Annotated in this window: 26 protein-coding genes and 4 pseudogenes; 8 read left to right on the forward strand and 22 right to left on the reverse strand. The window is 40.0% G+C overall.

Translation table 11 applies throughout. From position 1 onward, the window contains the following. Positions 1–103: 103 nt before the first annotated feature. The 7 genes from OCV88_RS10385 to OCV88_RS10415 form a co-directional block, all read right to left on the reverse strand. On the reverse strand, positions 104–1,042 hold the full coding sequence (locus OCV88_RS10385; RefSeq protein WP_158425448.1) for an immunoglobulin-like domain-containing protein: 939 nt from the start codon (positions 1,040–1,042) through the stop codon (positions 104–106). A gap of 148 nt (positions 1,043–1,190) precedes the next feature. Then, positions 1,191–1,370 carry a DUF6440 family protein gene (locus OCV88_RS10390; protein ID WP_158425449.1) on the reverse strand — a complete coding sequence of 60 codons (180 nt, stop codon included), beginning with the start codon at positions 1,368–1,370 and terminating at the stop codon, positions 1,191–1,193. A 28-nt stretch (positions 1,371–1,398) separates the two neighbouring features. Then, on the reverse strand, positions 1,399–2,058 hold the full coding sequence (locus OCV88_RS10395; RefSeq protein WP_158425450.1) for a class I SAM-dependent methyltransferase: 660 nt from the start codon (positions 2,056–2,058) through the stop codon (positions 1,399–1,401). A gap of 24 nt (positions 2,059–2,082) precedes the next feature. Then, entirely contained in the window at positions 2,083–2,784 is a 702-nt protein-coding gene (locus OCV88_RS10400; protein ID WP_158425451.1) for a vWA domain-containing protein, read from the reverse strand. A gap of 80 nt (positions 2,785–2,864) precedes the next feature. Beyond that, a complete protein-coding gene (locus tag OCV88_RS10405) occupies positions 2,865–3,926 on the reverse strand; it encodes a macro domain-containing protein (protein WP_158425452.1) in 1,062 nt (353 codons plus the stop codon). 154 nt (positions 3,927–4,080) lie between these two features. Next, complete coding sequence (locus OCV88_RS10410; RefSeq protein ID WP_158425453.1) at positions 4,081–4,767, reverse strand: P-II family nitrogen regulator; 687 nt, start codon at positions 4,765–4,767, stop codon at positions 4,081–4,083. 14 nt (positions 4,768–4,781) lie between these two features. Then, a complete protein-coding gene (locus OCV88_RS10415) occupies positions 4,782–6,320 on the reverse strand; it encodes a DUF1538 domain-containing protein (RefSeq protein ID WP_158425454.1) in 1,539 nt (512 codons plus the stop codon). Between the two features lie 295 nt (positions 6,321–6,615). Here OCV88_RS10415 and OCV88_RS10420 point away from each other — a divergent pair, with 295 nt between their 5' ends. Then, a complete protein-coding gene (locus OCV88_RS10420) occupies positions 6,616–7,518 on the forward strand; it encodes a hypothetical protein (protein WP_158425455.1) in 903 nt (300 codons plus the stop codon). Here the strand turns inward: OCV88_RS10420 and OCV88_RS10425 are convergent. The 3 genes from OCV88_RS10425 to OCV88_RS16190 form a co-directional block, all read right to left on the reverse strand. Then, positions 7,442–7,963 carry a GNAT family N-acetyltransferase gene (locus tag OCV88_RS10425; protein ID WP_262591184.1) on the reverse strand — a complete coding sequence of 174 codons (522 nt, stop codon included), beginning with the start codon at positions 7,961–7,963 and terminating at the stop codon, positions 7,442–7,444. The two genes, OCV88_RS10420 and OCV88_RS10425, sit on opposite strands and share 77 nt — an antisense overlap. Positions 7,964–8,446: 483 nt before the next feature. Further along, on the reverse strand, positions 8,447–8,962 hold the full coding sequence (locus OCV88_RS10430; RefSeq protein ID WP_262591185.1) for a hypothetical protein: 516 nt from the start codon (positions 8,960–8,962) through the stop codon (positions 8,447–8,449). 162 nt (positions 8,963–9,124) lie between these two features. Continuing rightward, entirely contained in the window at positions 9,125–9,319 is a 195-nt protein-coding gene (locus OCV88_RS16190; protein ID WP_330671948.1) for a hypothetical protein, read from the reverse strand. A gap of 22 nt (positions 9,320–9,341) precedes the next feature. Between OCV88_RS16190 and OCV88_RS16140 the strand changes: the two are divergent. From OCV88_RS16140 to OCV88_RS10450, 3 genes and pseudogenes are all read left to right on the forward strand, one after another. Continuing rightward, positions 9,342–9,715 (forward strand): annotated as a pseudogene (locus tag OCV88_RS16140) (IS30 family transposase); the annotation flags it as partial. A gap of 26 nt (positions 9,716–9,741) precedes the next feature. Beyond that, positions 9,742–9,921 (forward strand): type II toxin-antitoxin system RelB/DinJ family antitoxin, encoded by a 180-nt coding sequence (locus OCV88_RS10445; RefSeq protein ID WP_334307981.1) that lies wholly within the window; start codon positions 9,742–9,744, stop codon positions 9,919–9,921. Positions 9,922–9,955: 34 nt separating this feature from the next. After that, positions 9,956–10,177: pseudogene (locus OCV88_RS10450) on the forward strand (Txe/YoeB family addiction module toxin); the annotation flags it as partial. A 339-nt stretch (positions 10,178–10,516) separates the two neighbouring features. Here OCV88_RS10450 and cptIN read toward each other — a convergent pair. The 6 genes and pseudogenes from cptIN to OCV88_RS10480 all read right to left on the reverse strand — a co-directional run. Then, positions 10,517–10,987: a type III toxin-antitoxin system CptIN family toxin gene (gene cptIN / locus OCV88_RS10455; RefSeq protein WP_158425458.1), complete on the reverse strand. Its 471-nt coding sequence runs from the start codon at positions 10,985–10,987 to the stop codon at positions 10,517–10,519. 238 nt (positions 10,988–11,225) lie between these two features. Continuing rightward, positions 11,226–12,245 (reverse strand): retron St85 family RNA-directed DNA polymerase, encoded by a 1,020-nt coding sequence (locus tag OCV88_RS10460; protein WP_158425459.1) that lies wholly within the window; start codon positions 12,243–12,245, stop codon positions 11,226–11,228. Positions 12,246–12,406: 161 nt separating this feature from the next. Beyond that, positions 12,407–13,327, reverse strand: coding sequence for a retron St85 family effector protein (locus OCV88_RS10465; RefSeq protein WP_158425460.1), 921 nt, complete (start codon positions 13,325–13,327; stop codon positions 12,407–12,409). A 54-nt stretch (positions 13,328–13,381) separates the two neighbouring features. Next, positions 13,382–13,795 (reverse strand): annotated as a pseudogene (locus tag OCV88_RS10470) (YjdF family protein). Positions 13,796–14,013: 218 nt separating this feature from the next. Then, on the reverse strand, positions 14,014–14,328 hold the full coding sequence (locus OCV88_RS10475; protein ID WP_262591188.1) for a hypothetical protein: 315 nt from the start codon (positions 14,326–14,328) through the stop codon (positions 14,014–14,016). A gap of 67 nt (positions 14,329–14,395) precedes the next feature. Then, a pseudogene (locus OCV88_RS10480) lies at positions 14,396–14,620 on the reverse strand (plasmid recombination protein); the annotation flags it as partial. On the opposite strand from OCV88_RS10480, the gene OCV88_RS16145 reads away from it, so the two are divergent. After that, positions 14,523–14,846 (forward strand): competence protein TfoX, encoded by a 324-nt coding sequence (locus OCV88_RS16145; protein WP_416795186.1) that lies wholly within the window; start codon positions 14,523–14,525, stop codon positions 14,844–14,846. The pseudogene OCV88_RS10480 and the gene OCV88_RS16145 sit on opposite strands and share 98 nt — an antisense overlap. Before the next feature lie 212 nt (positions 14,847–15,058). Here OCV88_RS16145 and guaA read toward each other — a convergent pair whose 3' ends face one another. Both guaA and spoIIID read right to left on the reverse strand, forming a co-directional pair. Then, positions 15,059–16,603, reverse strand: coding sequence for a glutamine-hydrolyzing GMP synthase (gene guaA / locus OCV88_RS10490; RefSeq protein ID WP_158425461.1), 1,545 nt, complete (start codon positions 16,601–16,603; stop codon positions 15,059–15,061). A 315-nt stretch (positions 16,604–16,918) separates the two neighbouring features. Then, positions 16,919–17,170, reverse strand: coding sequence for a sporulation transcriptional regulator SpoIIID (gene spoIIID / locus OCV88_RS10495; protein ID WP_262591190.1), 252 nt, complete (start codon positions 17,168–17,170; stop codon positions 16,919–16,921). Between the two features lie 250 nt (positions 17,171–17,420). Here spoIIID and trkA point away from each other — a divergent pair, with 250 nt between their 5' ends. From trkA to OCV88_RS10510, 3 genes are read left to right on the forward strand one after another with little or no spacing between them, the layout of a single operon-like run. After that, the gene (trkA, locus tag OCV88_RS10500; protein ID WP_158425463.1) at positions 17,421–18,809 is read left to right on the forward strand and encodes a Trk system potassium transporter TrkA; all 1,389 of its coding nucleotides are present in this window, start codon (positions 17,421–17,423) and stop codon (positions 18,807–18,809) included. 11 nt (positions 18,810–18,820) lie between these two features. Continuing rightward, the gene (locus OCV88_RS10505) at positions 18,821–20,296 is read left to right on the forward strand and encodes a TrkH family potassium uptake protein (RefSeq protein WP_158425464.1); all 1,476 of its coding nucleotides are present in this window, start codon (positions 18,821–18,823) and stop codon (positions 20,294–20,296) included. Positions 20,297–20,354: 58 nt separating this feature from the next. After that, positions 20,355–21,416, forward strand: coding sequence for an FUSC family protein (locus OCV88_RS10510; RefSeq protein WP_158425465.1), 1,062 nt, complete (start codon positions 20,355–20,357; stop codon positions 21,414–21,416). 24 nt (positions 21,417–21,440) lie between these two features. On the opposite strand, the gene OCV88_RS10515 is transcribed toward OCV88_RS10510, so the two are convergent. The 4 genes from OCV88_RS10515 to OCV88_RS10530 all read right to left on the reverse strand — a co-directional run bounded on the left by OCV88_RS10515 (position 21,441) and on the right by OCV88_RS10530 (position 23,924). Further along, positions 21,441–22,121: a hypothetical protein gene (locus OCV88_RS10515; protein ID WP_158425466.1), complete on the reverse strand. Its 681-nt coding sequence runs from the start codon at positions 22,119–22,121 to the stop codon at positions 21,441–21,443. A 5-nt stretch (positions 22,122–22,126) separates the two neighbouring features. Next, entirely contained in the window at positions 22,127–22,339 is a 213-nt protein-coding gene (locus OCV88_RS10520) for a helix-turn-helix domain-containing protein (protein WP_158425467.1), read from the reverse strand. A 237-nt stretch (positions 22,340–22,576) separates the two neighbouring features. Next, entirely contained in the window at positions 22,577–23,083 is a 507-nt protein-coding gene (locus OCV88_RS10525; protein WP_158425468.1) for a DNA-deoxyinosine glycosylase, read from the reverse strand. A gap of 148 nt (positions 23,084–23,231) precedes the next feature. Further along, the gene (locus OCV88_RS10530; protein ID WP_158425469.1) at positions 23,232–23,924 is read right to left on the reverse strand and encodes a V-type ATP synthase subunit D; all 693 of its coding nucleotides are present in this window, start codon (positions 23,922–23,924) and stop codon (positions 23,232–23,234) included. Positions 23,925–23,926: the final 2 nt, after the last annotated feature.

Genomic DNA, 23,926 nt, shown 5'->3' on the forward strand with positions numbered 1-23,926 from the left:
GCATTTTTAAGTTATAGAAAATTCGAAGAACTTTCGTATGTCAAAAAAGTACAGGCCCGCATTTGGGGACCTGTACTTTTTATTTTCCGCAATTCAATGGTTTCTATAAAATAACAAAATACACATACAACGTATACGTTTTATAATTACCTGTTTCTATAAAATTATTTACTGTTTTACCCAGTCTGTATTCTCCCGGTGACAGCTGGCCATAAATAAGATCCCAATTTACTTCAAATTCTGCAGCCTGATCTCTTGGAATTTTATAGGCAATGTCATGAAAAGCGGTGTCTGCTTTCCCAGGAACAGCCCTCCAGGTATCTTTATCCAAAACCTCAAGGGAAAAATCTTCTCCATAAAAAAGCTCTCCCTCCGCATTTCCACCGGACTGATAAAAGTATAACCGGGCTCCCTTTTCATCAATCCTCTGGCTGTACAGCTTAAGACCCAATGAATTTATCTCTGTATTGTCATATATCTGATGATCTGCAGAACCGTTTTGAGCCGGTACAAATTTTACTGTTTCCAAAATCTGAATAATCTCATCTTCATACTCCGTCCACCAGTCCTCCACAGAATCTGCTGTCATAACAAGACCTTTATTATCCTCCTGAAATACCACATAATCCCAGTAGCTATGGTTATCATAAATACCAATTACCGCATCTGTTCCGCCAAATGTCCTTGTTTCTTCTTTCAGCCCTGTTCCACATACGCCAAACCCCTCTGTATACGAAAGATTCAGATATCCGCTGTCGGTATCTTTGGGATAGATATACATTCCATAAGATGTATCATCTCCCACAGCCGGGAAACCGGTGCACTGCCAGCCCTGGGGGAGCTGAATCTGAATAGAGCCTGCCGCTCCGGGCATGGCAAAAACTTCACCTCCACCAGATTCTTTATCTTCTTCTCTGCTATTCTGCTTTTCTGCCTCTAATACCGACACCTTTGCCCCATCATTTTCTGATACTCCCCGGCTGGAACAGGCAGTTAAACCTGCTGCCGCCAGCAAAAGCACAGCCGCTAATCCTTTCTTCATCTGCACAGCCCCTTTCTCATCCTGTTTTCTTACTTTTATTTCTTCCTGTCTATTAAGTGTAAAAAAAGAGGACTTTTGTTGCACAGTTGAAAAATATTCTCTCCTATACCGCTGGGCAGTGAATCTCCTATCCGGTTCAAGTCTCGCTTTAATTTAATCGGGGCGTAATCACCGGCTTACCTTCCCGATCTAAAAGCGGCGTCAGTCCGGCGCCATATCCGCTGATATGAAACAGATAATTTACACCGGTTTCCTTATCCACTAAAATCTCTGTCACATTTAATTTACCCTGTGTATATACTTTTTCAAATCTGTCTTTATTCTCCATTTTTCATGCTCCTCCAATTTGGCATTCATTATTTCCGGGTTCCTGTCACACAGATCATCTGATCTGCTCCTTTGTGTATCTTAACATCAATAAATCCGCATATCTCCAGCAGTTCCTTTAATTCCTCAGGCCGGTAAATTTTCATAAAACCGTCAATCTTGGGCCAGTTATTGTTATCGGGATCGCTGCCCTCGTTTAAAACAGCAAAAGTTCCTCCTGATTTTAGTACCCGGAAAATCTCCTTTAGTCCCTTCCGGATATCCGGCCAGAAATAAACTGTCTCTACCGCTGTGACCAGATCAAATGTCCGCTCCTTAAAAGGAAGCCCTGCCACATCCGCCTTCTGGACCTGGCAGCGTGTCCCTATATATTCCCGGTTTGTTTCCTGAGACTGTCTGACACTTACTTCAGAATAATCAATACCATCTATGATGCTTCCCGGTGAACGCTTTAGCATCTCTGCGATTGTAGCTCCGCCGCCGCATCCCACATCTAAAATCCGCAGACTTTCTTTCCAGGGAAGCAGCGGCAGCCCAAATGCCCGCAGCGGTCCATGGCTGACATTCATTCTTTCCAACATTCTCTCACCAATTTTCCCTTCCGGCCGTGCCGGATTTTCCCGTATTTCTGACATATCATTTACACCCACAGATTTTGATACTTCTGTGCACTCCTTTTTTTCTAACATCTTATCACATAGTTTTCTTTTTTTCTATCGAATATCTGATCCACACCGGCGTGTATATCTGAATACTTTTTTCTGATTCCTTTTCTTAAAATCTTTTTCAATATCCTTTTTCCAGCTGCCATCCACATCGGCCATACAGGCAGCTGCCCGCATACAGGAAAGTGTCTCCTCAACGGCACGGTAATTTAATGCAATGCCCTCACTGTCGTTTTGAAAGGTAACAGACCGGTCAGCATCAATTCCGAACTTGCGGGCCTCTGACACAGCATCCATATTCGCTCCCAAAAATAAGAACTCCCATCCATATTTTTGTTTTTCATGCTCTATCATACTTCTGATCTGACTATACCCATATTCCTTGCTGGCATTTTCAAGCCCGTCTGTTGTAATGACAAAAATCACCTTCTCTGCTCTTAGCTCCTCCGGCAGATGCCTCTGAATATGAATCATTTTCTGAATTGTCTTTCCTACTGCATCCAAAAGAGCCGTGCAGCCCCTCACATAATAATCCTCTCCGGAAAGCTCTCTTACTGCACGTAACGGAAATCTGTCATGAATCAGTTCATAGCAGTCGTCAAACAAAACTGTAGTTACATTTGCCTCTCCGCTCTGTTTTTTCTGCTTCTTTAACATTCCATTAAAACCACCAATGGTATCGCTCTCCAGCCCTGCCATGGAGCCGCTTCTATCCAAAATAAAAACCAGTTCTGTTAAATCTTTTTTCATTGTAAGTACCTTCCTTTCTCTGTTGGTAATTACAGTATAAAAGATTATTCATCAGAACTGGTCGCATTCCAGGCGACAATTTAGCCGCCTAGCAATGGCTGCTCATAAGCAAATAGCATTTCATTAATTTCATAAATATCATAACGTTCATGTTCTATAAAATAGCTGATAATTACATCCGATTTGGAGGCGCCGGAAAACGCATAACCGGCCCGCATCAGCAGATCCTTTGATTCGTCCAGGGATAATTCAAGGGCAATAGCAAAAGCCATCACGGTTTTTTTATTAGGTGCATAATAGATATCCTTTCGTATTTTTGAAAAATGCCGCCGGTCTATATTGGCCTTTTTATACACTTCCGAATCTTTCATCCCCCGTTCATCAATCAGCCGTAACAGCATCTGAGAAAAGGATTCCTCCATATGCTCCATAAGATTATTAAGACTTCGTCCAAAAATCCTTTTTTTCTTTTTCAGAAACACTTTTTCCCCGGTTTTTATCGGAATCTCTTTCGCCGCAGCAGAACCAGGAAAACAGGTGCTCATCTGTGCAGAAGAGGTTCCCCTAAACCTTCTGGCCTGATTTCCCCCTTCAAACTCTTCGTTTTTTGTCTCTACATAATGATCATCAATATATTCTTTTACAGAAGCTGAAAGCTTCTGACTGACTGCCAATGATTTTCTGTCATATAAAACAAGATATACCAGCATATCATGCTCCCACAGAAAATCACTGATTGCCGAAGCTGCTACTTTAAAGGCTTCCTCCTTGGGATACCCGTAACTTCCTGCTGAAAGCAGAGGAAATGCAATAGATTTAAGACCTTTTTCCAATGCCAGCTTTAAAGACTCCATATAGGCACTGTACAAATACTCTGCCTCCTGGCGCCCTCCCCCCTGCCAGCAGGGTCCAACCGCATGAATGATATATCTGGCGGGCAGCGCAAAAGCCTCTGTTAATACAGCCCTCCCAACGTCACAGTGTCCGATTCTGGCACAGGCCTGGATCAGCTTCTTTTCACCGGCAGCCAGAAAAACGGCTCTGCTGGTGCCGCTGCCCTCCAGCAGGCCTTCATTTGCAGGATTCACAATAGCATCCGCCTGTACCTTTGTTATATCATTTCTGATCATTAGAAATGGCATTTTCTTGCTGCTCCTTTCACTGCTTCTCTAATTCAAGTCTCGCTCTCGAGACTTGGTGCGCGATTTGGGTCAGCTTTGCTGACAATATTCTATTCCCAAGCGCTGCACATCCTCGCGAAGCGTGTATCAGATATGAAATCCTCTTCCAGCCGCGCTAATCAAGATCTTCTTCCAGCATCCGGATTCCTGCGGTTCCAGTTACCGGCAGAGAAAAGACAATGACCCGTTCCTCTTCTTTAAGCCCGCACTGATCCATAATTGCTTTCATAATACTATCTTTCTGAGACTTTTTCGTAACAATCAAAATAACTTCTTTTTCTTTTGCCAGAGAAACACCTAAAAATTTCTCCGCCTTTTCCACACCGGTGCCTTTTGCATGAAGAACCGTTCCGCCTCCGCTTCCTCCGCTGCGGGCTGCATCCATTACACTGTCGATACTCCCTTGATTAGCAATGGCAACTACCAGTTCATATTTTGTTTCTGTCAATGCGCTTTCCTCCTCTTTTTCATACTCCTGACCCTGAGTTAAAAACTGCAGCACATTTTTTCCACCGATACTGCTTACCGGAATCGTAAATGCAATTCCGCTTCCGGGAATATCAATCTGCAGATTTATAATCAGACTCCGCCTCAGGCGTTTCCATGTCTCATCTGTAACAATTGAAAAATAAACGTTTTTTTCTGTAGCCTCCAAACCAAAATAATCCAGTACTTCACTGTTTGCCGTTCCAGATCCGGGAGCATCCAGCACCTGACAGATTTCATGCTCTTCAAAAAACTCTTTCAAGCGGTTCCGCCTGCTTCGGTTAGTGATTACAACCATCATATATATTCTGCTCATATACAGGTCTCCTTCTACAATTCAATAATATCGTCATCGCCAAAGGCTTCAAGAGGCAGTACCTGTACTGGCTCCGCTTGTATCTCCACCGCATGACGTTCACGTATTTTGTATACCGCACCAAGTACCTGCACCGTAATCAGAGGGGTCATAGCTACCATTGCCACAACGCCAAAGGCATCTGTTACAATATTTCCCCCCACTGCCTGGCACGCCCCCATAGCAAATGGAAGCAAAAAAGTTGCTGTCATTGGACCGGAGGCAACTCCGCCGGAATCAAAGGCAATGGCAGTAAAAATTTTTGGCACAAAGAAGGACAGCGCCAGTGCAATTCCATATCCCGGCAGGATAAACCAGAAAATAGAAACGCCTGTTAAAACCCTTATCATGGCAATTCCAAGGGATGCAGCCACACCAATAGATAAACTTAACCCCATTGCTTTTGCTGAAATTGCTCCTGAGGTAATCTCTTCCACCTGCTCTGTCAGCACGTAAACTGCCGGTTCCGCTTTTACAATAAAATAACCAATCAGCATTCCAATTGGAACGATAATCCACCGGTAATCAAGTCCTGCAATTACCTGTCCCAGATAATTGCCTGCCGGCATAAATCCCACATTCACTCCTGTTAAAAACAAGAACAGACCAACATAAGTATAAAGTATTCCGATAAAAATCTTACATAAAGACTTCTTCTTTAACTTCAGAGAAACCACCTGAAACAGAATAAAAAACAGTACAATGGGCAGCAGAGAAATAAACATTTCTTCCATATATTTAGGAAGACCTGCTGAAAACAGCTGCCACAATTCAATGGAATTATCTACATCCGGAACGGCAGCCGGCGTATAGGCGCCTCCCTGGGGCCTGTATATAAGTCCTAAAATCAAAACTGCCAGAATCGGACCTACTGAGCAGAGAGATACAAGACCAAAGCTGTCATTCTCCGCGCGCTCATCACTTCGCACTGCTGAAAAACCAATACCAAGAGCCATAATAAACGGTACTGTCATGGGTCCTGTAGTAACCCCGCCGGAATCGAAAGCTACAGCCAGAAACTCTTTGGGAACAAAAAAAGCCAGCAGAAATACAATGGGATATAGGATAAGCAGCATATGTGCCAACGCAATTCCAAACAGCATACGCAGCACCGCAGCAACAAGAAAAATGCCAACTCCCACTGCCACTGCAATAATCAATATATTATTGGGAATAGACGGAACCTGTTCCGCTAACACCTGCAGATCCGGTTCTGATATGGTAATAATAAATCCCAGAATAAAACAAAGCCCCACAACAATTCCAAGCTTCTTTGTCTGTGTCATCTTTGTACCAATACGCTCTCCCATAGGTGTCATGGCCATCTCGGCACCTAATGTGAAAAACATCATTCCCACAATAAGCATCACTGCTCCAATAATAAAAGCCATTAAGATACTTGCCGGTATCGGTGCAATCGTAAAACACAACACTAAAACAATTGCGATAATCGGCAATACTGCTCCTAATGACTCCTTTAGTTTCTCCGCTAATTTAATTTGGTGTAATCTCAATAATCCGTTCTCGCCTTTCTGGCTTTACAAGCCTGAATCAAATTTACATGCTGCAGATAAATCATATAGATCATATATGATTATATTATACCCGATTCCCGAAATTCTCACAAGTAATTTCAGATATCTTTAACGCATACCTGAGATACTTTCCAAATCTAAAACAATTCCGCCAAATTGTCTGACCTCCATCCATACGTTCTGTCCCGGATAGGATTCACCAACAACACGGGCCCTTTTTAAATGCAATTATAGATAGTATAATAAAACCAGATAATATCGGAGGACTTATACAATGTATACTGAACAGCCAAAAGAATTTAATAATTATTATACAAAAAACGGAAAGAAATTGTCTAAAGAGGAGTTTATTTCGTATTATAATGTTCGATACTTTACAAATTGTACAGATAAGGTTTCGTATACCACTGATACGGGTAAAAATTACTCTGTTAGAAAGACTTCCCGATTTGTAGAAACTATAATTGAAAAAATTTTAAAAAAAGCTCCAGAAGATTTTACCTGTTCTGATGTTGCTTTAATTCTTGCCTGGAAAATAGGTAAAATCTCTCATACACAATCAGATCATAACATCATACTGCACAAAGATTGGAAAAAATCACTTGGTGAATATTCTGAATTTGAAGGGTTCACCTCATGGAACGTCGGTCCAGTCAAACGATTTGGTGACAACAGGCCCATTACTATTGATATAAAAGGGATTACTAATTACTTGCATAAAAATGGACAACGATTAAACGATTTAATAGGAAACGGCAATATAGAAACGGCACTTGAGGAATTAGTGCAACAACCCTGGCAGGGCATTGGAACGGTATATTTAATTACCTTACTATATTTTGCCACAAATCATCAGCATCCCGGGAAATGCCCAATTTATGACCGTTTTGCTATGAGGGCTCTTTTGGCAATTAAGGAGAATAAAAAAATTGGCGAAACTGTAAACTGCAAAAAATTGCCGGATAAAAACAGTTCAAAATTTTGCAAGACAATTAGTGAAGAAATGAAGCAGTATACTAATCTTATTTATGACATTTTTGGTGAAGAATATCATACTACTCGTGATATAGACCGCGCACTGTGGGTTTACGGTCATCTGTTTAAAGCCTCTGCAGATGCAAAAAAGTATCTGGATTCAGACTGTAACAATATACTATCTCGTCAGCACTTTCTCTGAACAAATGCCTGAATTTCTCTAAATCCAGTCCGCCTTCTTCCGCTGTTTTCCTGAATTTCTCCCTAAATCTCGAAAACGCGGTTTCTTCTTCTCCAATTTTAACCGCTCCCATCTTTTCAAACACATGTATACTATGCTGATTCTTCGATGAAATACGAATCAGAAAACAATCAACCTTCCTTATCTCATATACTCTTCTGGCAAATAGCCGAACTGCTTTTGGCGCTATTTTCTGATTTCTTTTCTCCGCCAACAAATCAATTCCTATTTCTGGCGTATTACTATTTGGCTGCTGTAATTCTATACTCCCACAATACTCCCCATTTCCAGTAAATAACGAAAAAACACTGTCTGCATTATCTAATATCTGTTTCCACATCATATCTTTTGATATTGGATTTAAATACAGAGAAGCTTTTCCATTTAATTGTCTATGCAATTCCACATAATTACTTCTATCTGCATCTGATATATTGCATATAATAAAATCCTCATCCGAGGCAAAAATCTTTCGTTCTGTCACACTTATCACACCCCATCCGCAAATCAAACAACGATTCGATATTCCAAAACACATTCTAACTATTTTTATTCATAATTAGAAAACCATGAGTGATGATTTTTCTTTCAAATATCCGATGATTTCTGACACGCCAAACTTTCCAAAGGGGGCTTGCCCCTTGGCACACGACTTTACTTGCAAAGTGTAGTGTGTTTATGCTCTGTCGGCGTTGCCGTAAAAATGTCGTTGCCGCCGGGAAGGGCAAAGGGCATTTGAAGCAGCAGGAAAACAAGGCTATGATTGCGTGGCGTAAAACCGCAAGCGCAGGACTGGTTTCATCAGCAGACAGGGCGTATATTAAAAAATACTTAAATGTATGATTATATTCTTTAAGTATATTATCAGATGTATTGATCCACTTCTGTACTACATAAAATTTCCCATCATGATAGTATTTTTTTCCCATTGCTGACACTGTTTATGTATTTGTGCCGCATTTCTATAGGTAAGGATTTCATCATTTGATAGTGATAAAGAATAATTATCTATACTATCTTCAACAAATGCTTTTCGCTCCATTAACCTTTTGAAATCTATTTCGTGAGAAGTAACTATATGCCCTGGTAAATGACAAAATACATAACACGCATTATCATAAATGTCATCGTTTAGAAAATCAAAATATGAATCAAAATTATCAAAATCCAAGAAAACGTCCCTTTTGCGTTCTTCCCCATCTACCTCAATGTGAATTAAGGTTTCTTCAACAAAAAAGGTATTTGAGATAATATCGAATCCTTTTTTGCCGGTTATGAGCAATCCCACTTTTCGTTCAAAAGTTACAATCTGAATATCATTCTCATATTCTTCTGGAACATCAAAAACTGTAATCTCTTTTTTCTTTAATTGCCTGATTATTTTCTTTATTTCTGATTGTGCCACGCTATTTTCCCCCCTTCTCTGCCTGTTCAATAATTTTCTGCCCGGTGGTTTCCTCGTCCATCAGCACAAGCTGCCCAATCTGCCCGGCAATCATGGCTGTCACATCGTTCATAGAAACCTGCTCCTGTCCCTGCTCTTGCATGGTTTGAAACATAGCGGCGGTCACAGCTTCCCCGGCTGTTCTCCGTTTTCCATGTCTTTCTTAATATCCCGCAGGATAGCAAGGAACACACTCTTGATTTTTTCAATCTCCGCTTCGTGTTCCCCCATCTTTTGGGTGTTCAAAAGCTGTAAATCCTGATTTGCTTCCGCCCTGTGTTCCGGGTGTTCTTTTATCAGATCAGACAGGAAAGCCATCGCTATTTCGATAAGCTGGTTTCTTGCTGTTATACACTTTGTGGAAATCAGTCTGATGTTAGCTTTTTTACGGAATTCGAATACCTCAGCTTCTGTGATAGATATTATAAATTTATTGGACCAAGTTCTTGGTTCAAAAACATTCAGTCAGTTGTTCTAACAGGCAATGGAAGTGAGTTTTCAAATCCAAAGGAAATAGAACGGCAAGATACAATTCCATGCAACAAAACGAAAGTGTTCTATTGTGATCCAAGCGCCCCATATCAAAAGGGAATCTGTGAAGTAAATCATGAATTGATACGCTGTATCCTCTCCAAAGGGAACAGTTTTGATGAGCTGACACAGCAGGATATTTTTCTAATGATGGAGCATATCAATTCGTATAAAAGAAAAAAGCAGAGCAGGCTTGTGCGGATATTGGCATGTCTTTGTCTACAGCTATTAATATTTATCTTAAAAAACTGGGGCGAGAGAAGCGTATACCATTTGAGGTATCTGTAGATCCATTTTATTCTCCGGAAAACATGGATAGGCTTAAAAAATCTGTGGCACAGATGGAGGCTACAGGCGGGACAGTGCATGAGGTAAGGATGGATGATTAAGTCCTGGCCAGATGCTATATGAGAAGATTTTGAATATTGGATGAAGCAGGATAAGAAGACACTAAAGCGTATTCTTCAGTTGCTGAAGGATATTGACCGAAATGGATATGTTGGAATAGATAAACCAGAAAGATTGAGCGGTGATTTGTCTTCCTATTGGAGTAGGCGAATAAATAACGCAAATCGTATTATTTATCGTATAAAGGATAATACAATAAAGATTGTTCAATGTGGTTCTCATTATAGAGATAAGTGAAAGTGGTAGCATTTGGCAACAGAAAATCAGCAAGCTAGAATATGATGTAATCGAGGTAAAAAAGAGCGTGTATTTGCGCAAAGTTTAAACAAATATAGTTAAGAACAACAAAGAACACGCCGAGCATGGCTCGTAGCCTATTCAAACTCCCTATTTATATAGCATAATTGTTAAATATTGGGTTGCTTTTTTTAAATTTCGATAGCCGTAATATTTATATTTTACGCCTTATTTACTGTTTCAGAGCAAACAGGTATCATACGTGTATCACAAATTTTCTCCTTGACTGTCTTATCTACATGGTGCTAGCACCATGTAATACTACATTTACAAGAGAATTCATTTCCTCTGCTGCAATTTTTCCAGTATAGCCATAACATCCGGCTGCGTTGGAGTGAATTTTATACCACGCTTCAACATACCTATAACTTTTCTCGCTTTCTGCTCAACTTCTCTAGCCGTATGCTCACTCGTCAACATCAAATGATTTCCGGCGATTGTATATTCCCGCTCTATATACTCCTCTGTTATTGGAAACATATCTTGTATCAGAAATGCACTCTCCCGACTGTCATCTAGTCTGACGATATGGAGAATATCACAAGGTTTCCCGTCTTTTTCCTTTTTCTCCATAATCCGCCTGTATTTATCAATACGGCTGGACAACGGTATCATCCAATATATCTCGATACTTGTATCTTCAAAGCAGTAATAATGCGGTCTGTTTCCTGCCTTATTTCCTTTGAGATACGGGTCTGGCATATCTTCAAAAAATTTATCCTTAATAATGTAAAAGCCTGTTTTTTTCATTTGCCTGTCCTCATTACGGAAAAGTCCCTCGCCTCACGGCGAAGGACTATACTTTCGACCCAACCACTTATATACCGCATATCGGTCAGCGGTAAACTTTCAACCCGACCATTTATATACCACATATCGGTCAGTGGTAAACTTTCTTTGTACCTACATTCTAGCAAGCACAAAGAGGAAAGTCAATAGGGCTTTCCATTAAAATTTTATGCAGTAAACGTACAAATTATGCTTGCTTTTAATAAAATGGCGATTCCTCATATTGCATATATGGCAACGATTTAAAAAATTTATTTTTATTATATGCATTAACAATATCAATATTATTTTTAAATTGCCCTTTTTCCGTAATCTGAATAATGTAATTCAAGATTTTTTCTTTATACCCCATTTCAATCGAATCAACATATGCAATACTTCCTTTTATTTTATCATTCCTAGTATAATCCTTATTAACAATAGAATTAAATATCATTGCCCTAATCTTTTTCTTTAACGCCTTATCAACATGCACTTCTTCATTATTAATTGTTATACCTGTTATTGTTTTCTTCACATCATTAGATAAATATCGAGTTTTCTTTTCATTAATTTCAAAGCCTTCTTCTTTTACAATATACTTTACAATTTTTTCAATGCTATTTAACTTAGTTCTATTATTAGAAGAAAAGCTTAAATCATCTGCATAACGTGTGTATACAATATCTTTCCTGCTACACAAGCCATTCAATCTCACATCCAAATGATATGTAACCAAATTTGCTATATATGGAGAAGTAACTGCTCCTTGTGGCAATACATCTTCATATATACACAGATTTGCCAGTACTGCAGAAACATCCGTATTATAACCAATTTTACAAAATAATTGGAACACCTGCTTTTTCTGTATGGAACCAAAAAATTTTTTTATGTCCATTTCTAAAATAAAGATATTCTTTTTATGATACTCCGCATTAACTCTTAATCCATTCCTCTTCGGAACAAATGCCATCGCCTGATATGAAACATTTATTTTTTCTAATATTTCTTTTAATATCCATCTCTGAACAACTTTTAAGGCTAAATGAGGAACATATAAAGTTCTACTTGTCCCATCCTTTTTTGGTATTTCCTTTTGAGTATAACAATATTGTTTTTTATAGGTCAAAAAATGAAGCAACTCTTGTGTTAATGAAAGTTGCTCTGCAAGATGCTTAAAATCATTGATAATAGGCACATTTAATGTATTCAAAATAACATTATTACTCATATTCATACAAACCACCCCATTCTTACTCAATATGTTTTTGGGTAAATCAACGGGGGAGTTTCACTGTCGTGGAAGTTCACCGTTGATTTAGCTAATTTCATGTGTTTATTATTCTTCCGAGGTCGAACCAACCCCTAGTTGTTATGTAATGCATATTAACAACAATTCTAAGAATGGGATGATTTATAGAAATCACAATACATTATCTCAATCCGTATCATATCACATGTTTCACGACTTGTACAGTGTGCAACCATTCTTTCTATTGACTTATATCCTTTTTGAGTCAATTCATATACTGCATATCTTTGATCTGTCATTTTGATAATCTGTTTATCATAAAACAATAATTTCAAAGCAGCGTTAAACAGTACATTAAATTCTTTCATTTCTATATTTTCATCCTGAGCAACCGTTTGAATCATACCAACTAATTTTTTTGAATTTATCTGTTTAAAATAATACAACAAAAGTTGAATAAAATAATGCATACCGGCAATCGTATTTAATCTAATTTTTTTATCATTGCTATCTTTTGAATGTTTTTCTCTTATATTTTTTAGCAAGTCACGCGCAAACTCATCTTCATCCGAAGTATATTCAACAACATTTAATTTATTTTTCTTTCTTAGGAATTTGATCGGGCCAAGCATTATAAAACTTTTATCTTTAGCTCTCTTTTTATCAACTGCAGCTATCACTTTATTGACTGTATATTCATTATTGGTAAATGCTCCCAATTCAACCAATGAACCTGCACTTTCACAGATTATAGCTATAATATGTGAATTATTTGCCAAAAACTGCTCATAACTAAGTAAATCCGCATTTTTCGTTTTATTCAATACATCAATTAATAAATCCTCTGGATAAAATACCTTAATAGGTAATTGCCAAGAATATCTGCCTTTATCTTTTTCTAACAATACCCTCATTCTATCTCTTAACGATTTCTTTAATTTCGTGCTTGCCCCACCACAAAGAAACACAATTATATATTGTTCCTCAATACGGCAAAAAATCTTTGTATATATTTCTTTTAAAGATTTCTTTGTATTTATGTCTATTTCATCAAACTTTTTTGTCATTTTATTTTCCTAACTATGTATTTTAATAAATCAATAGGAGCATTTAGGACAGTATTACCTGCCCCTATGCTTCTCTTTCCTTTTCTGCTGTTTCAGTTCAAACTGCCGCTGTTTCTCTGCCTCCCATTTTTCCCGGATTACAGTCTTACATTCAGTTTTTAACTGCTCCTGCTGTAATCAAAGCCTGCTGCGATTTTGTGCCTATGTCGGTATTCTGTACCTGTTTTCGGACTTCTCTTTGTACCCGTTTCGGATTACGACCAGCTTCCTTTACATCAGTTGCCACAGCGGACTAAATTTCAGTCGATAGTAATTTTTCAGAACAAAATCGTATACCTCATAATCTTTCGGCTCCGCTCCAAACGTAACCTTGCATACAGATAATTTTCCCTCCGATATGCGTTCAAAAACACCTATCCAGAATGGTTCCTCAAAAAATACTATCAATCTGCCCGATACTTTGTCCATGACAATTCCTCCTTAAATGATTGTACTGAACAAAGAACGGACGCCCCAAGGAGGGAGGGCTACTTACACCAAAGCGGTGCGGCCGGACTACCTACCGACTCTATAAGAGATGTTATCCCTTACGTTGTGTTTTTATCTCTGCTCTTTGATTTTAGCACGCTATCGGCAAATTTACCACAAGAAATAAGGAGCATAACTGCCGCCACGCCCCCCAATTTCTACCGTTCCAATTCTTTCTCGATTTTTTGCTTTTGTCCTCTCAAATCATTCTGTTTCTCATACAGATTGTCTCGTTCTTTACAAAGTGTTTTCATGCGTTCCAACTGCATCCTCACTCCCTCCCGGTAATCCGGCTCTATCCGTTTGTATTCTCTGGTCAGACTGCGTATCTCATTATTATTCGATTTTATCTGCTCCGACACGCATATCCAGGCAATAAGGTGGCGGACTTCCATATCCGTATCATACAAATTTGTTTCTGAAAGAATTTTTGCACATAATCGAACCATGGCTTTTTTCTCCATATCTGTCACTCTATCATCTCCTCCTATCTGCTCGTTTCAAACACCCCAAATCCACCACTTTCTCATGCAATCAGTCAATAGTGTCGCTCTGCTCCTTCAGCAAATTACTTGTTTCCGAAAGTTCCGATACTTCCTGCCGGATTGCTTCGCCCTCCTGTCGTATCTGCTCCGTTTCCTGCTCTGCTTTCTTCTGCTGAATCTGAATATATGATAATCGCTCTTTCCCGTCAGAAATAGATTGCTCTAGTTTCGCAACTTCCTTTGCCCGCTCCTTTTTCTCAAAATCCAGAACAGATAACGCCTGTTTCAATGATACTCTTGTATCAAGTTCCCGCTTGCTTGTAAAACCTGTTCCTTCCGCAATCTCCCTTATACCCACGGTTACTTATGAATTGCCCTATGAGGGAGCAAAAGAAATGCTCTTAGTAGATGATGTTGACAACAGAGAATTTCTCTGCAATCTGTTTCTTTCTATGTACAATGAACTTCCTATACCGAAGAAAAAGAAAACCACCTCCAAAAAATAACGACAAAAACGCCCTTAGTCGTGTTACCCACAGCTAAGGACGTTTTAATATGGATTGTTATATCAGAAAGCCAATTTCTTTTATTCTCTTACCCACAAACCACTGGATAGTGAGAATAATCGCTCTAATATAACTGTTATCAATTTGTTATCAAAAGATTTCTTCAAGCACCGCAAACCCGCATAACTACTGTGTTTTTACGACCTCTCAGTTTATTCAAACTCTATCGTCCCTGGCGGTTTACTAGTCAAATCATAGAATACCCGATTTACGCCTTTGACTTCGTTGATGATTCTGCTCATGACTTTGTTCAGTACTTCATATGGAAGTTCTGCCGATTCTGCCGTCATAAAATCAATGGTTTTCACTGCTCGAAGCGCTACAGCATAATCATAAGTTCTCTCATCCCCCATAACGCCTACAGAGCGCATATTGGTCAGCGCTGCAAAGTACTGGTTTATGTCTCTGTCCAGTCCGGCGTTTGCTATTTCTTCCCGGTATATTGCATCTGCATCCTGCACGATCCGAACCTTTTCGGCATTTACTTCGCTGATGATGCGGATTCCAAGTCCCGGTCCCGGGAACGGCTGGCGGAATACAAGATATTCAGGAATCCCAAGCTGAAGCCCTGCCTGACGTACTTCGTCTTTGAACAAATCACGAAGGGGCTCTATGATTTCTTTGAAATCTACACAGTCCGGAAGACCTCCTACATTATGATGGGATTTGATTACAGCTGATTCGCCGCCAAGTCCGCTTTCTACTACATCCGGATAGATGGTTCCCTGAACAAGGAAATCTACTGCGCCGATTTTCTTTGCTTCCTCTTCAAATACACGGATAAATTCTTCACCGATAATTTTTCTTTTTGCTTCCGGCTCTTCAACACCTTTCAGCTTTTCATAGAAACGCTCCTGGGCATTAACACGGATAAAATTCAGGTCATAGCTGCCTTCCGGTCCAAATACCGCTTCTACTTCATCCCCTTCATTTTTTCTTAAAAGTCCTTGATCTACAAACACGCAGGTCAGCTGATCTCCGATTGCTTTCGATAATAAGACCGCTGCCACAGAAGAGTCTACACCGCCGGATAATGCGCACAACACTTTTCCATCTCCGACCTTTTCACGGATTTCTCTGATGGAATTTTCCACAAAGGAATCCATGCGCCACTCTCCTGCACACCCGCAGATATCATGAACAAAGTTGGAGAGCATCGTCTTTCCTTCTACTGTATGCAGTACTTCCGGATGAAACTGAATCGCATACAGATTTTTCTCCGGATATTCTGCCGCTGCAGTTGGGCAGTCTGCCGTATAGGCACAGATCTGAAATCCCGGAGCCACTTTGGAAATATAATCAAAATGACTCATCCAGCAGATTGTGGACGGGGAAACACCTGTAAACAATCTGGAACCGGTTTCTACAAATACTTCCGTTTTTCCATACTCACGGATATCTGCACGCTCCACTCTGCCTCCCAGAATATGCTGCATCAGCTGGGCGCCATAGCAGAGCCCAAGTACTGGAATACCCAGTTCAAAAAGCTCTTTCGTATAGGTAGGGGCTCCGTCCTCATAACAGCTGTTGGGGCCGCCTGTTAAAATGATTCCTTTTGGATTCATTTCTTTAATTTTCTCAATATCGGTTTTGTAGGAATAGATTTCGCAGTAAACGTTGCATTCGCGGACACGCCGCGCAACCAGCTGATTATACTGTCCGCCAAAGTCTACTACAATGACAGTTTCTCTGTTCATTGATTCTCCTCCTTGGTATACTATTTTCTCAGAAATTGCCTGCAAAAACTGATGACAGTTTTATATCATAGGAAATTTTCATTGTTTTCATTATAATTTTCATTTAGAATCGCTTCCTAATTATATAATACGCTCCTTTGGCAAATCAAGCCTTAATTCAGGAAAGAGGCAACTTTCCCAAATTTCCTGCAGATTTCTGCAATTTATAATGAGATTTTTAACGGCCTGTCCTTGTAAGCCATAACAAGCAAGTCCCCGGCAGCTGACAGCTTGACTCTGATATTTACTCAGACATCTGGGGACTTTCTTGAAGGATTAAATTTTATGCAGATATTTTTCTCTGGTTGCCAGGCCGCCGCGAATATGGCGCTCTGATTTATTCACATCCAGAACCTTTCTGGTCTCCGTAGCCAGAGAAGGATTAATCTGCTGCAGACGTTCAGTCACATCTTTATGTACGGTACTTTTACTGATTCCAAATTTCTTGGCGGTCTGACGTACGGTTGCATTATTATCTATAATGTATTTCGCGATTTCCATTGCTCGCTCCTCAATATAACTTTTCAAAATGCTTCCCCTGCGGAACATTGTTTTTACAATATATGTGAAAGTTCAGTGAGTATGCGCCCTTTTTGGTAATATTTAAAATCCATGAAATAGTTAATGCTTTTTCAGATACATGGTGTTATATTATAAAATGTGTTATTGTTTTACAGAAATTAATTTCTCCTGTAGAACAAAAATCATAAGAAAATAATTCATTTTGCGGCAATGTTAATCTTCAATAATGGAGACAAAACTGCCGGGGAGGGAAACTATGTTTAAGCCAAAAGGGTCCGCAAATCAGGGATTGAATATTATTATTGTGGGCTGTGGAAAAGTAGGAACAACATTGGTTGAGCAGCTGGTAAAGGAAGGACACGATATCACCCTCATTGACCAAAACCGTCAGAAAATTCAGGCGCTTACCAATACCTATGATGTCATGGGAATTGTAGGAAACGGTGCCAGCTACAGTGTGCAGATGGAAGCCGGTATTGAAAATACCAATTTGATTATTGCAGTTACAGAATCTGACGAACTGAATCTGCTCTGCTGTACCGTCGCTAGACGTGTGGGAAACTGCGCTGCAATTGCAAGAGTCCGCACGCCTGACTACAGCAAAGAAGTAGGATACCTGCGGGAAAAATTGGGACTTGCTATGATTATCAACCCAGAACTTGAGGCTGCAAAGGAGGCTGCAAGAATACTGTATCTTCCCACAGCTTTGGAAATCAACTCATTTGCTCACGGCCAGGCCGAACTTGTAAAGTTCCGTGTTCCAAAAAACAATTTGCTAGATGGTATTACAATTTCAGATCTTGGCAAAAAAAGCCCTGCGAATACGCTTATTTGTGCCATTGAACGAGACGGAAAGGTCCATATTCCATCCGGTGATTTTATCATTCATGAAGGAGACGTTATCTCCTTTGTGGGGTCCAGAAAAGTATCCAAACCATTTCTGGAATATATTGGTTTTAAAACCCACCAGGTAAAGGACACCATGATTATCGGAGGCGGAAAGGCCGCTTATTATCTCGCGAAACAATTATTACATATGGGTGTTTCTGTAAAAATTATTGAACATGACCGGGCCCGCTGTGAAGAACTCAGTATCTTACTGCCAAAAGCTATTATTATTCATGGTGACGGAACAAACGAGGATCTGCTGAAAGAAGAAGGTATTGAGTATGTAGAATCTTTTGTTCCTCTTACCGGGATTGATGAGGAAAATATTCTTTTGACCCTGTATGCAAGACAGGTGTCAAATGCAAAGGTAATTACAAAAATTAACCGGATTACCTTTAAAGATGTTATCAGCCGCCTGGATCTTGGAAGTGTAGTATACCCAAGGTATATTACATCGGAAGCCATTATTGCATATGTACGTGCAAAAAAAGACTCCATGCACAGTAACATTGAAACTCTTTACCATATGTTTGACTACCGGGCAGAAGCAATTGAATTTTTAGTGGATGATGAATCCGCAGTTACTAATGTGCCTTTAATGGATTTGGCATTAAAGAAAAATCTGCTGGTCTGTTTCATAAACAGAAATGGAAACATCATTATTCCAAGCGGTCAGGACTGCATTATGGTAGGCGATACCGTTATGGTTGTTACGACTCACACCGGTTTTAATGATATTCAGGATATTTTACAATAGCGGAGGCCAGAATGAACGTCAAAGTAATTCGATATATTTTAGGTTATGTATTAAAGCTTGAAGCTCTTTTTTTGATACTTCCCTGCATTGTTGCTGTAATCTATAAAGAAACTACCGGCTTTTATTATCTTTTTGTACTGATACTATGCGGACTTTTGGGCTTTTTGATGTCCAGAAAAAAACCAGACAGCTTCGTCTTTTATTTGAAAGAAGGATGTATTGCCACCGCCCTCAGCTGGATTGTTTTAAGTCTATTTGGAGGGCTACCTTTTTGGCTCAGCGGAGAAATTCCTTCTTTTGTTGATACATTATTTGAAACCGTTTCCGGTTTCACCACTACCGGAGCAAGTATTCTGTCGGATGTAGAGGCGCTCTCCCGCTGCTCATTATTCTGGCGCAGTTTTACCCACTGGATCGGGGGTATGGGAGTATTGGTCTTTTTGCTGGCCATCGTTCCCTTAAGCGGTGGTTCACACATTAACTTAATGCGCGCGGAAAGCCCCGGGCCTTCCGTTGGCAAACTGGTTCCCAAGCTTCGCCATACAGCCAGAATTTTGTACCTTATTTATTTAGGCATGACAATACTGGAGGTTATATTTCTCCTGGCAGGCCATATGTCACTTTTTGATGCCCTTACTACCTCCTTCGGCACAGCAGGAACCGGCGGTTTTGGCATTAAAAATGACAGTATGATGAGTTACTCCCCTTATCTGCAATGGGTAGTCACCATTTTTATGATTCTATTCGGGGTGAACTTTAATGCCTATTATCTGATACTATTCAGGCGTTTTCGAAAAGCACTGCAGATTGAAGAGGTGAAATATTACATTATTATTATTCTGGTGTCTATAGGTATTATTTTTATCAATATTTATAACACCGTAATAGGAAGCGCCGATGCACTTCGACATGCCTCCTTTCAAGTGGCATCCATTATTACTACTACCGGTTTTGCCACTACAGATTTCAACCTGTGGCCTCAGACCAGCAAGACAATTCTTGTCCTGCTGATGTTCATCGGTGCCTGTGCAGGCAGTACCGGAGGCGGAATTAAAGTCTCCCGTTTTGTAATTCTGCTTAAAACAGTTGGAAGAGAATTAAACTCCTATATTCATCCAAAAAGCATTAAGAAAATTAAAATTGAAGGGAAACCCATTGATCCTGAGGTGGTAAGGGCAACAAATGTTTTCTTTATAACCTTTGTTATTATCTTTTCATTTTCCGTTTTCGCCATTTCTTTTGAAGGCAAGGATCTTATTACTAATTTTACAGCAGTGGCCGCCACTATCAACAATATCGGTCCCGGTCTGGAACTGGTAGGTCCCACACAGAATTTCGGAGGATTTAGGCCCTTTTCCAAATGCGTCCTGATTTTTGATATGCTTGCAGGAAGACTTGAGCTATTTCCGCTTCTGATTTTATTTCATCCTGCAGTCTGGAAGGATCTGTTTTTCCACAGATCAGGTGCGGGAAAAAAACATTCATAATAAGAACCTTACTCAGATGATTCGAAAAGTCAACAACATCATACAGGAGTGATATAAAATGACGTTTTATCAGGAATTACAGCTAAATCAGTCAGGATCCAAGTCTCTGATTAAAAACTCTTCAGACCGCAGACAGAAACTACGGCACACTGCCATCTATATTTTTAAAGTTTTTTTAACGCTGGCTTTCTGCATGACGTTCGTGATAGCCTTCAGTGCCCTGTTTGGTCAGGAAAACAGTATTGTGGGCGTTGTATTCCTTTTATTCGTAATGGTCTTTCGTTTTGCTGATTTTGGTATACATACTTCCCATTCTATTCTGTGCCTGCTAATTATTTTTGCAGTTCTTGCATTTGCTCCAAGACTTACAAATATGGCTGGTCCCTTTCTGTCGCTTATGATTAATTTTGGATGTATTCTGCTTATGATGATCCTTGGATGCCATAATGTCCTGATGTCCAATCACTCTACGATTCTTCTGGGATATCTTTTACTGCAGGGATACGACGTAAGCGGCGGACCTTACCGCCAAAGGCTTGCTGCCCTTGCTCTCGGAGCACTGGTTACTTGTCTCGTTTTTTATCACACCCACCGAAAAGCCTCCTATAAAAGAGGTTTGAAAGATTTGTTTTTGGAGTTTCACCCTGACTCCACCCGTACCCGTTGGCAGCTTGTTATAGCCCTGGGAATTTCTACGATACTTTTCATAGCAGATCTGATCCACCTTCCCCGGTCCATGTGGGCCGGTATCGCTGCCATGTCCGTAATGCTTCCGTTTAAGGATGATATGAAATACCGGGTGAAAGCACGGATTCCCGGAAATATCATAGGCAGTCTGCTGTTTATTCTGCTGTATTTTTTTCTGCCGCCGCAGTTATATGCCTATATTGGTATCCTGGGTGGAATCGGTGTTGGATTTTCAGCAGCTTACGGGTGGCAGTCCGTATTTAATACTTTCGGTGCACTATCTATTGCCGTTGGATTATTCGGTCTTCCCGGGGCAGTTATTCTTAGAATTATTAATAATATATTTGGCGCTTTATACGGCCTGATTTTCCACAAGCTATTTCATAAATCAGCCGAAACACTTTTGCTTAGAAATGGAAAAACCGGCACTTAAAATTTTAAATGCCGGTTTTTCCACCTATCTCCTGTCCTCAGACAGAATACCGCTCCACATATTAAGCTCCTCATTCCACTCCATAATATAATACGCCGGCAGTTTTATCTTTTTGGCTTCCAGAAGAGAAAGTATTTCCCTGTTTGTAGCCGTACCGGCCTTGGTAAAGGTATGCATAATCTCACCGTTGGGATTTAAAAGCATTGCCCGGCAGTCCCGGCTCAAAATAATCTCAAATTTATTATTGGAAACCTTCTGCTGAAGCTTTGAATTAAGATTAATACATCCCTTTGATGTCACACTGACACGCAATTCATCCTGCTGCTTGCGGGCAGGCTCCAGAACAAAAAAGTTGCTCCAGTCAATCTTGTTCTTTGCATCAGAAACCCGGGGAACTTCCTCTGCTTTTCTGTCAGATTCTTTCTGATCCCCCTTGTCCTTTGTACCGGTTACAACTATATTCTCAGATGCATTCTGCTTCATCTGTTTATAATTCTCCATCCGGTAAAACCCCTTTTCCGGACTGGTAATGACATATCCTTTTTTACGCATATGATGAATCACATTATAAACAAGATTCTGATTTTTATCAATCAGTCTTAAGCCTGCGGCTTCACACCGCTCTTTAATTTCCCGGCTTTCATGTATTCTGCCGTCTTTCAGTACATCTTCCAGTATATCTCTGACAATTTGATTCTTAACCATTCTACCTATCCTTCACTTTTCACATTACTGCAGGCGTTCCATTCCTCTACAGTAATTTTTAATTCTTCCAGAATTTTGGTCAGATATGGCCCGCTGGTTGTAGAACCGTTTAAATATTTTCGCATTGCCTTCTCACTGCATCCGATTCTATCTATCAGCGGATTTTTTGTCATTCCGGATTCTCTTATTTTGTTATGAAGCAACTCTCTTGTTGTCATACCTTACCTCCTGTAAAAAATTTCTTTTTTATCTTACATGACTTTTCTAGTTTTCGTAACGGACATTGCTTCCGTTTTCCGGTTTTTCTTCCATTTTATTGAAATTTTCCTTGCGATGAAAGCCCTGTTTTTTCAATTTCAGGCAAGTTATGATGAAAGTTTAAGAAGGCCGGCTTCTGTTTCCTCTTTTTTTTCTCACAGGAAAGCTTAAGTTCCTCCAAATCCAGACAATGATTCCTACCTCTCTGACAGGTGAGGTCCCAGTGACTTACCCCAGGTATCAATCAGACGTTCCAGCCGGAATGCCGCATTGGCAGGACTGGTAGACGGCAGCTTTTCCGGCTTCCTTCCAGTCTCTGGATATATATACCTCATATACAGATCATACGCTTTCTGTCCGTTGGCAAAAATCTGTCTGATCTCTGTATGCTTAAGAAGCTTTCCTATATCATTTGGGACCACATCCCGAATAGAACTGTCGCTGGATCCTGCGATCTGACAGCTCTCAATTACATCCCAGACAGCTATTCCGTTGGTTAGCAGCAGCTCCTTTTTGCCGTTAATATCCTCCGGCAGAGGACTTTTCGTTAAAGCCGCCAGCACTTTCCAGAAACGGTTCTGAGGATGCCCGTAATAAAACTGATTTTCCCTGGACTTTACGGAGGGAAAAGTACCCAGTATTAATATCCTTGAATGGGCATTATAAACTGGACTGAACGTGTGGGTAACATTGTTGTATTCCATATATATCATCAACTCCTTTTAGCACTCTAGTATTAGTATAGCTTTACAAGACCTTATAAGTCTATCAGAACATGCCTATAGTGCAAAAAAAACCTGCAGAACAAGATTTTCTTTGTTCTGCAGGTTTTTTACTTCTGCTCTTAAAATTTTAAGATACTGTTTCAACTTCTACCGGATATCCCGTCATTTTGTCCTGATAATTATGTGCTTGTTCCAGCATCATGTCTTTTACCTTCATAAGACGGATCTGAGTACTTCTCTCATTTTCATCCAGCTTCATGGTAATATACTTGATACTTTCCTGTGTTTCCGGAATAATTACATGCTCCAGGGCATTTACACGCCTTCTGGTTTTCTCAATTTCAGCTGCCATCAGCTGGCATGCTTTTTCTGTCTCTGCCAGCTTCAGCATATCTGGCAGCACATCTGCCAGGGATTTCACCGCACCGTCCAGATCACTTGAAGTATACGCAAAGCCATAAGAATAGATGTCGTTTTCATCTGCAGTTCTTGTATTATATTCAAATACCGGAATATCAACACTCATGACGTTTTTCTTCTTTGATTCCAGATAGACACCCTGCTTTGGAACCATCAAAGCCGTATGCATTCCTTCATTTGACATGGAAGCTTTGGCTATTACAAAATTTGTATTAGCGTCCTTAATGCCCTTCTCTACTTTCAGGCGCAGATCCATATTTTCACGAATCAGATCCAGAAACTGGCGCATCAGTTCATCACGTTTATCCTTCAGTAATTTGTGTCCCCGCACTGCTGTTACCAGTTTTTTCTTTAAACGGGTCAGCTCCATACGGGTAGGATTTACCTGGGTGGATGCCATGA

Origin of the sequence: Brotonthovivens ammoniilytica (assembly GCF_025566885.1) — a bacterium.
In the GTDB taxonomy this organism is placed as follows: Bacteria; Bacillota; Clostridia; order Lachnospirales; family Lachnospiraceae; genus Brotonthovivens; species Brotonthovivens ammoniilytica.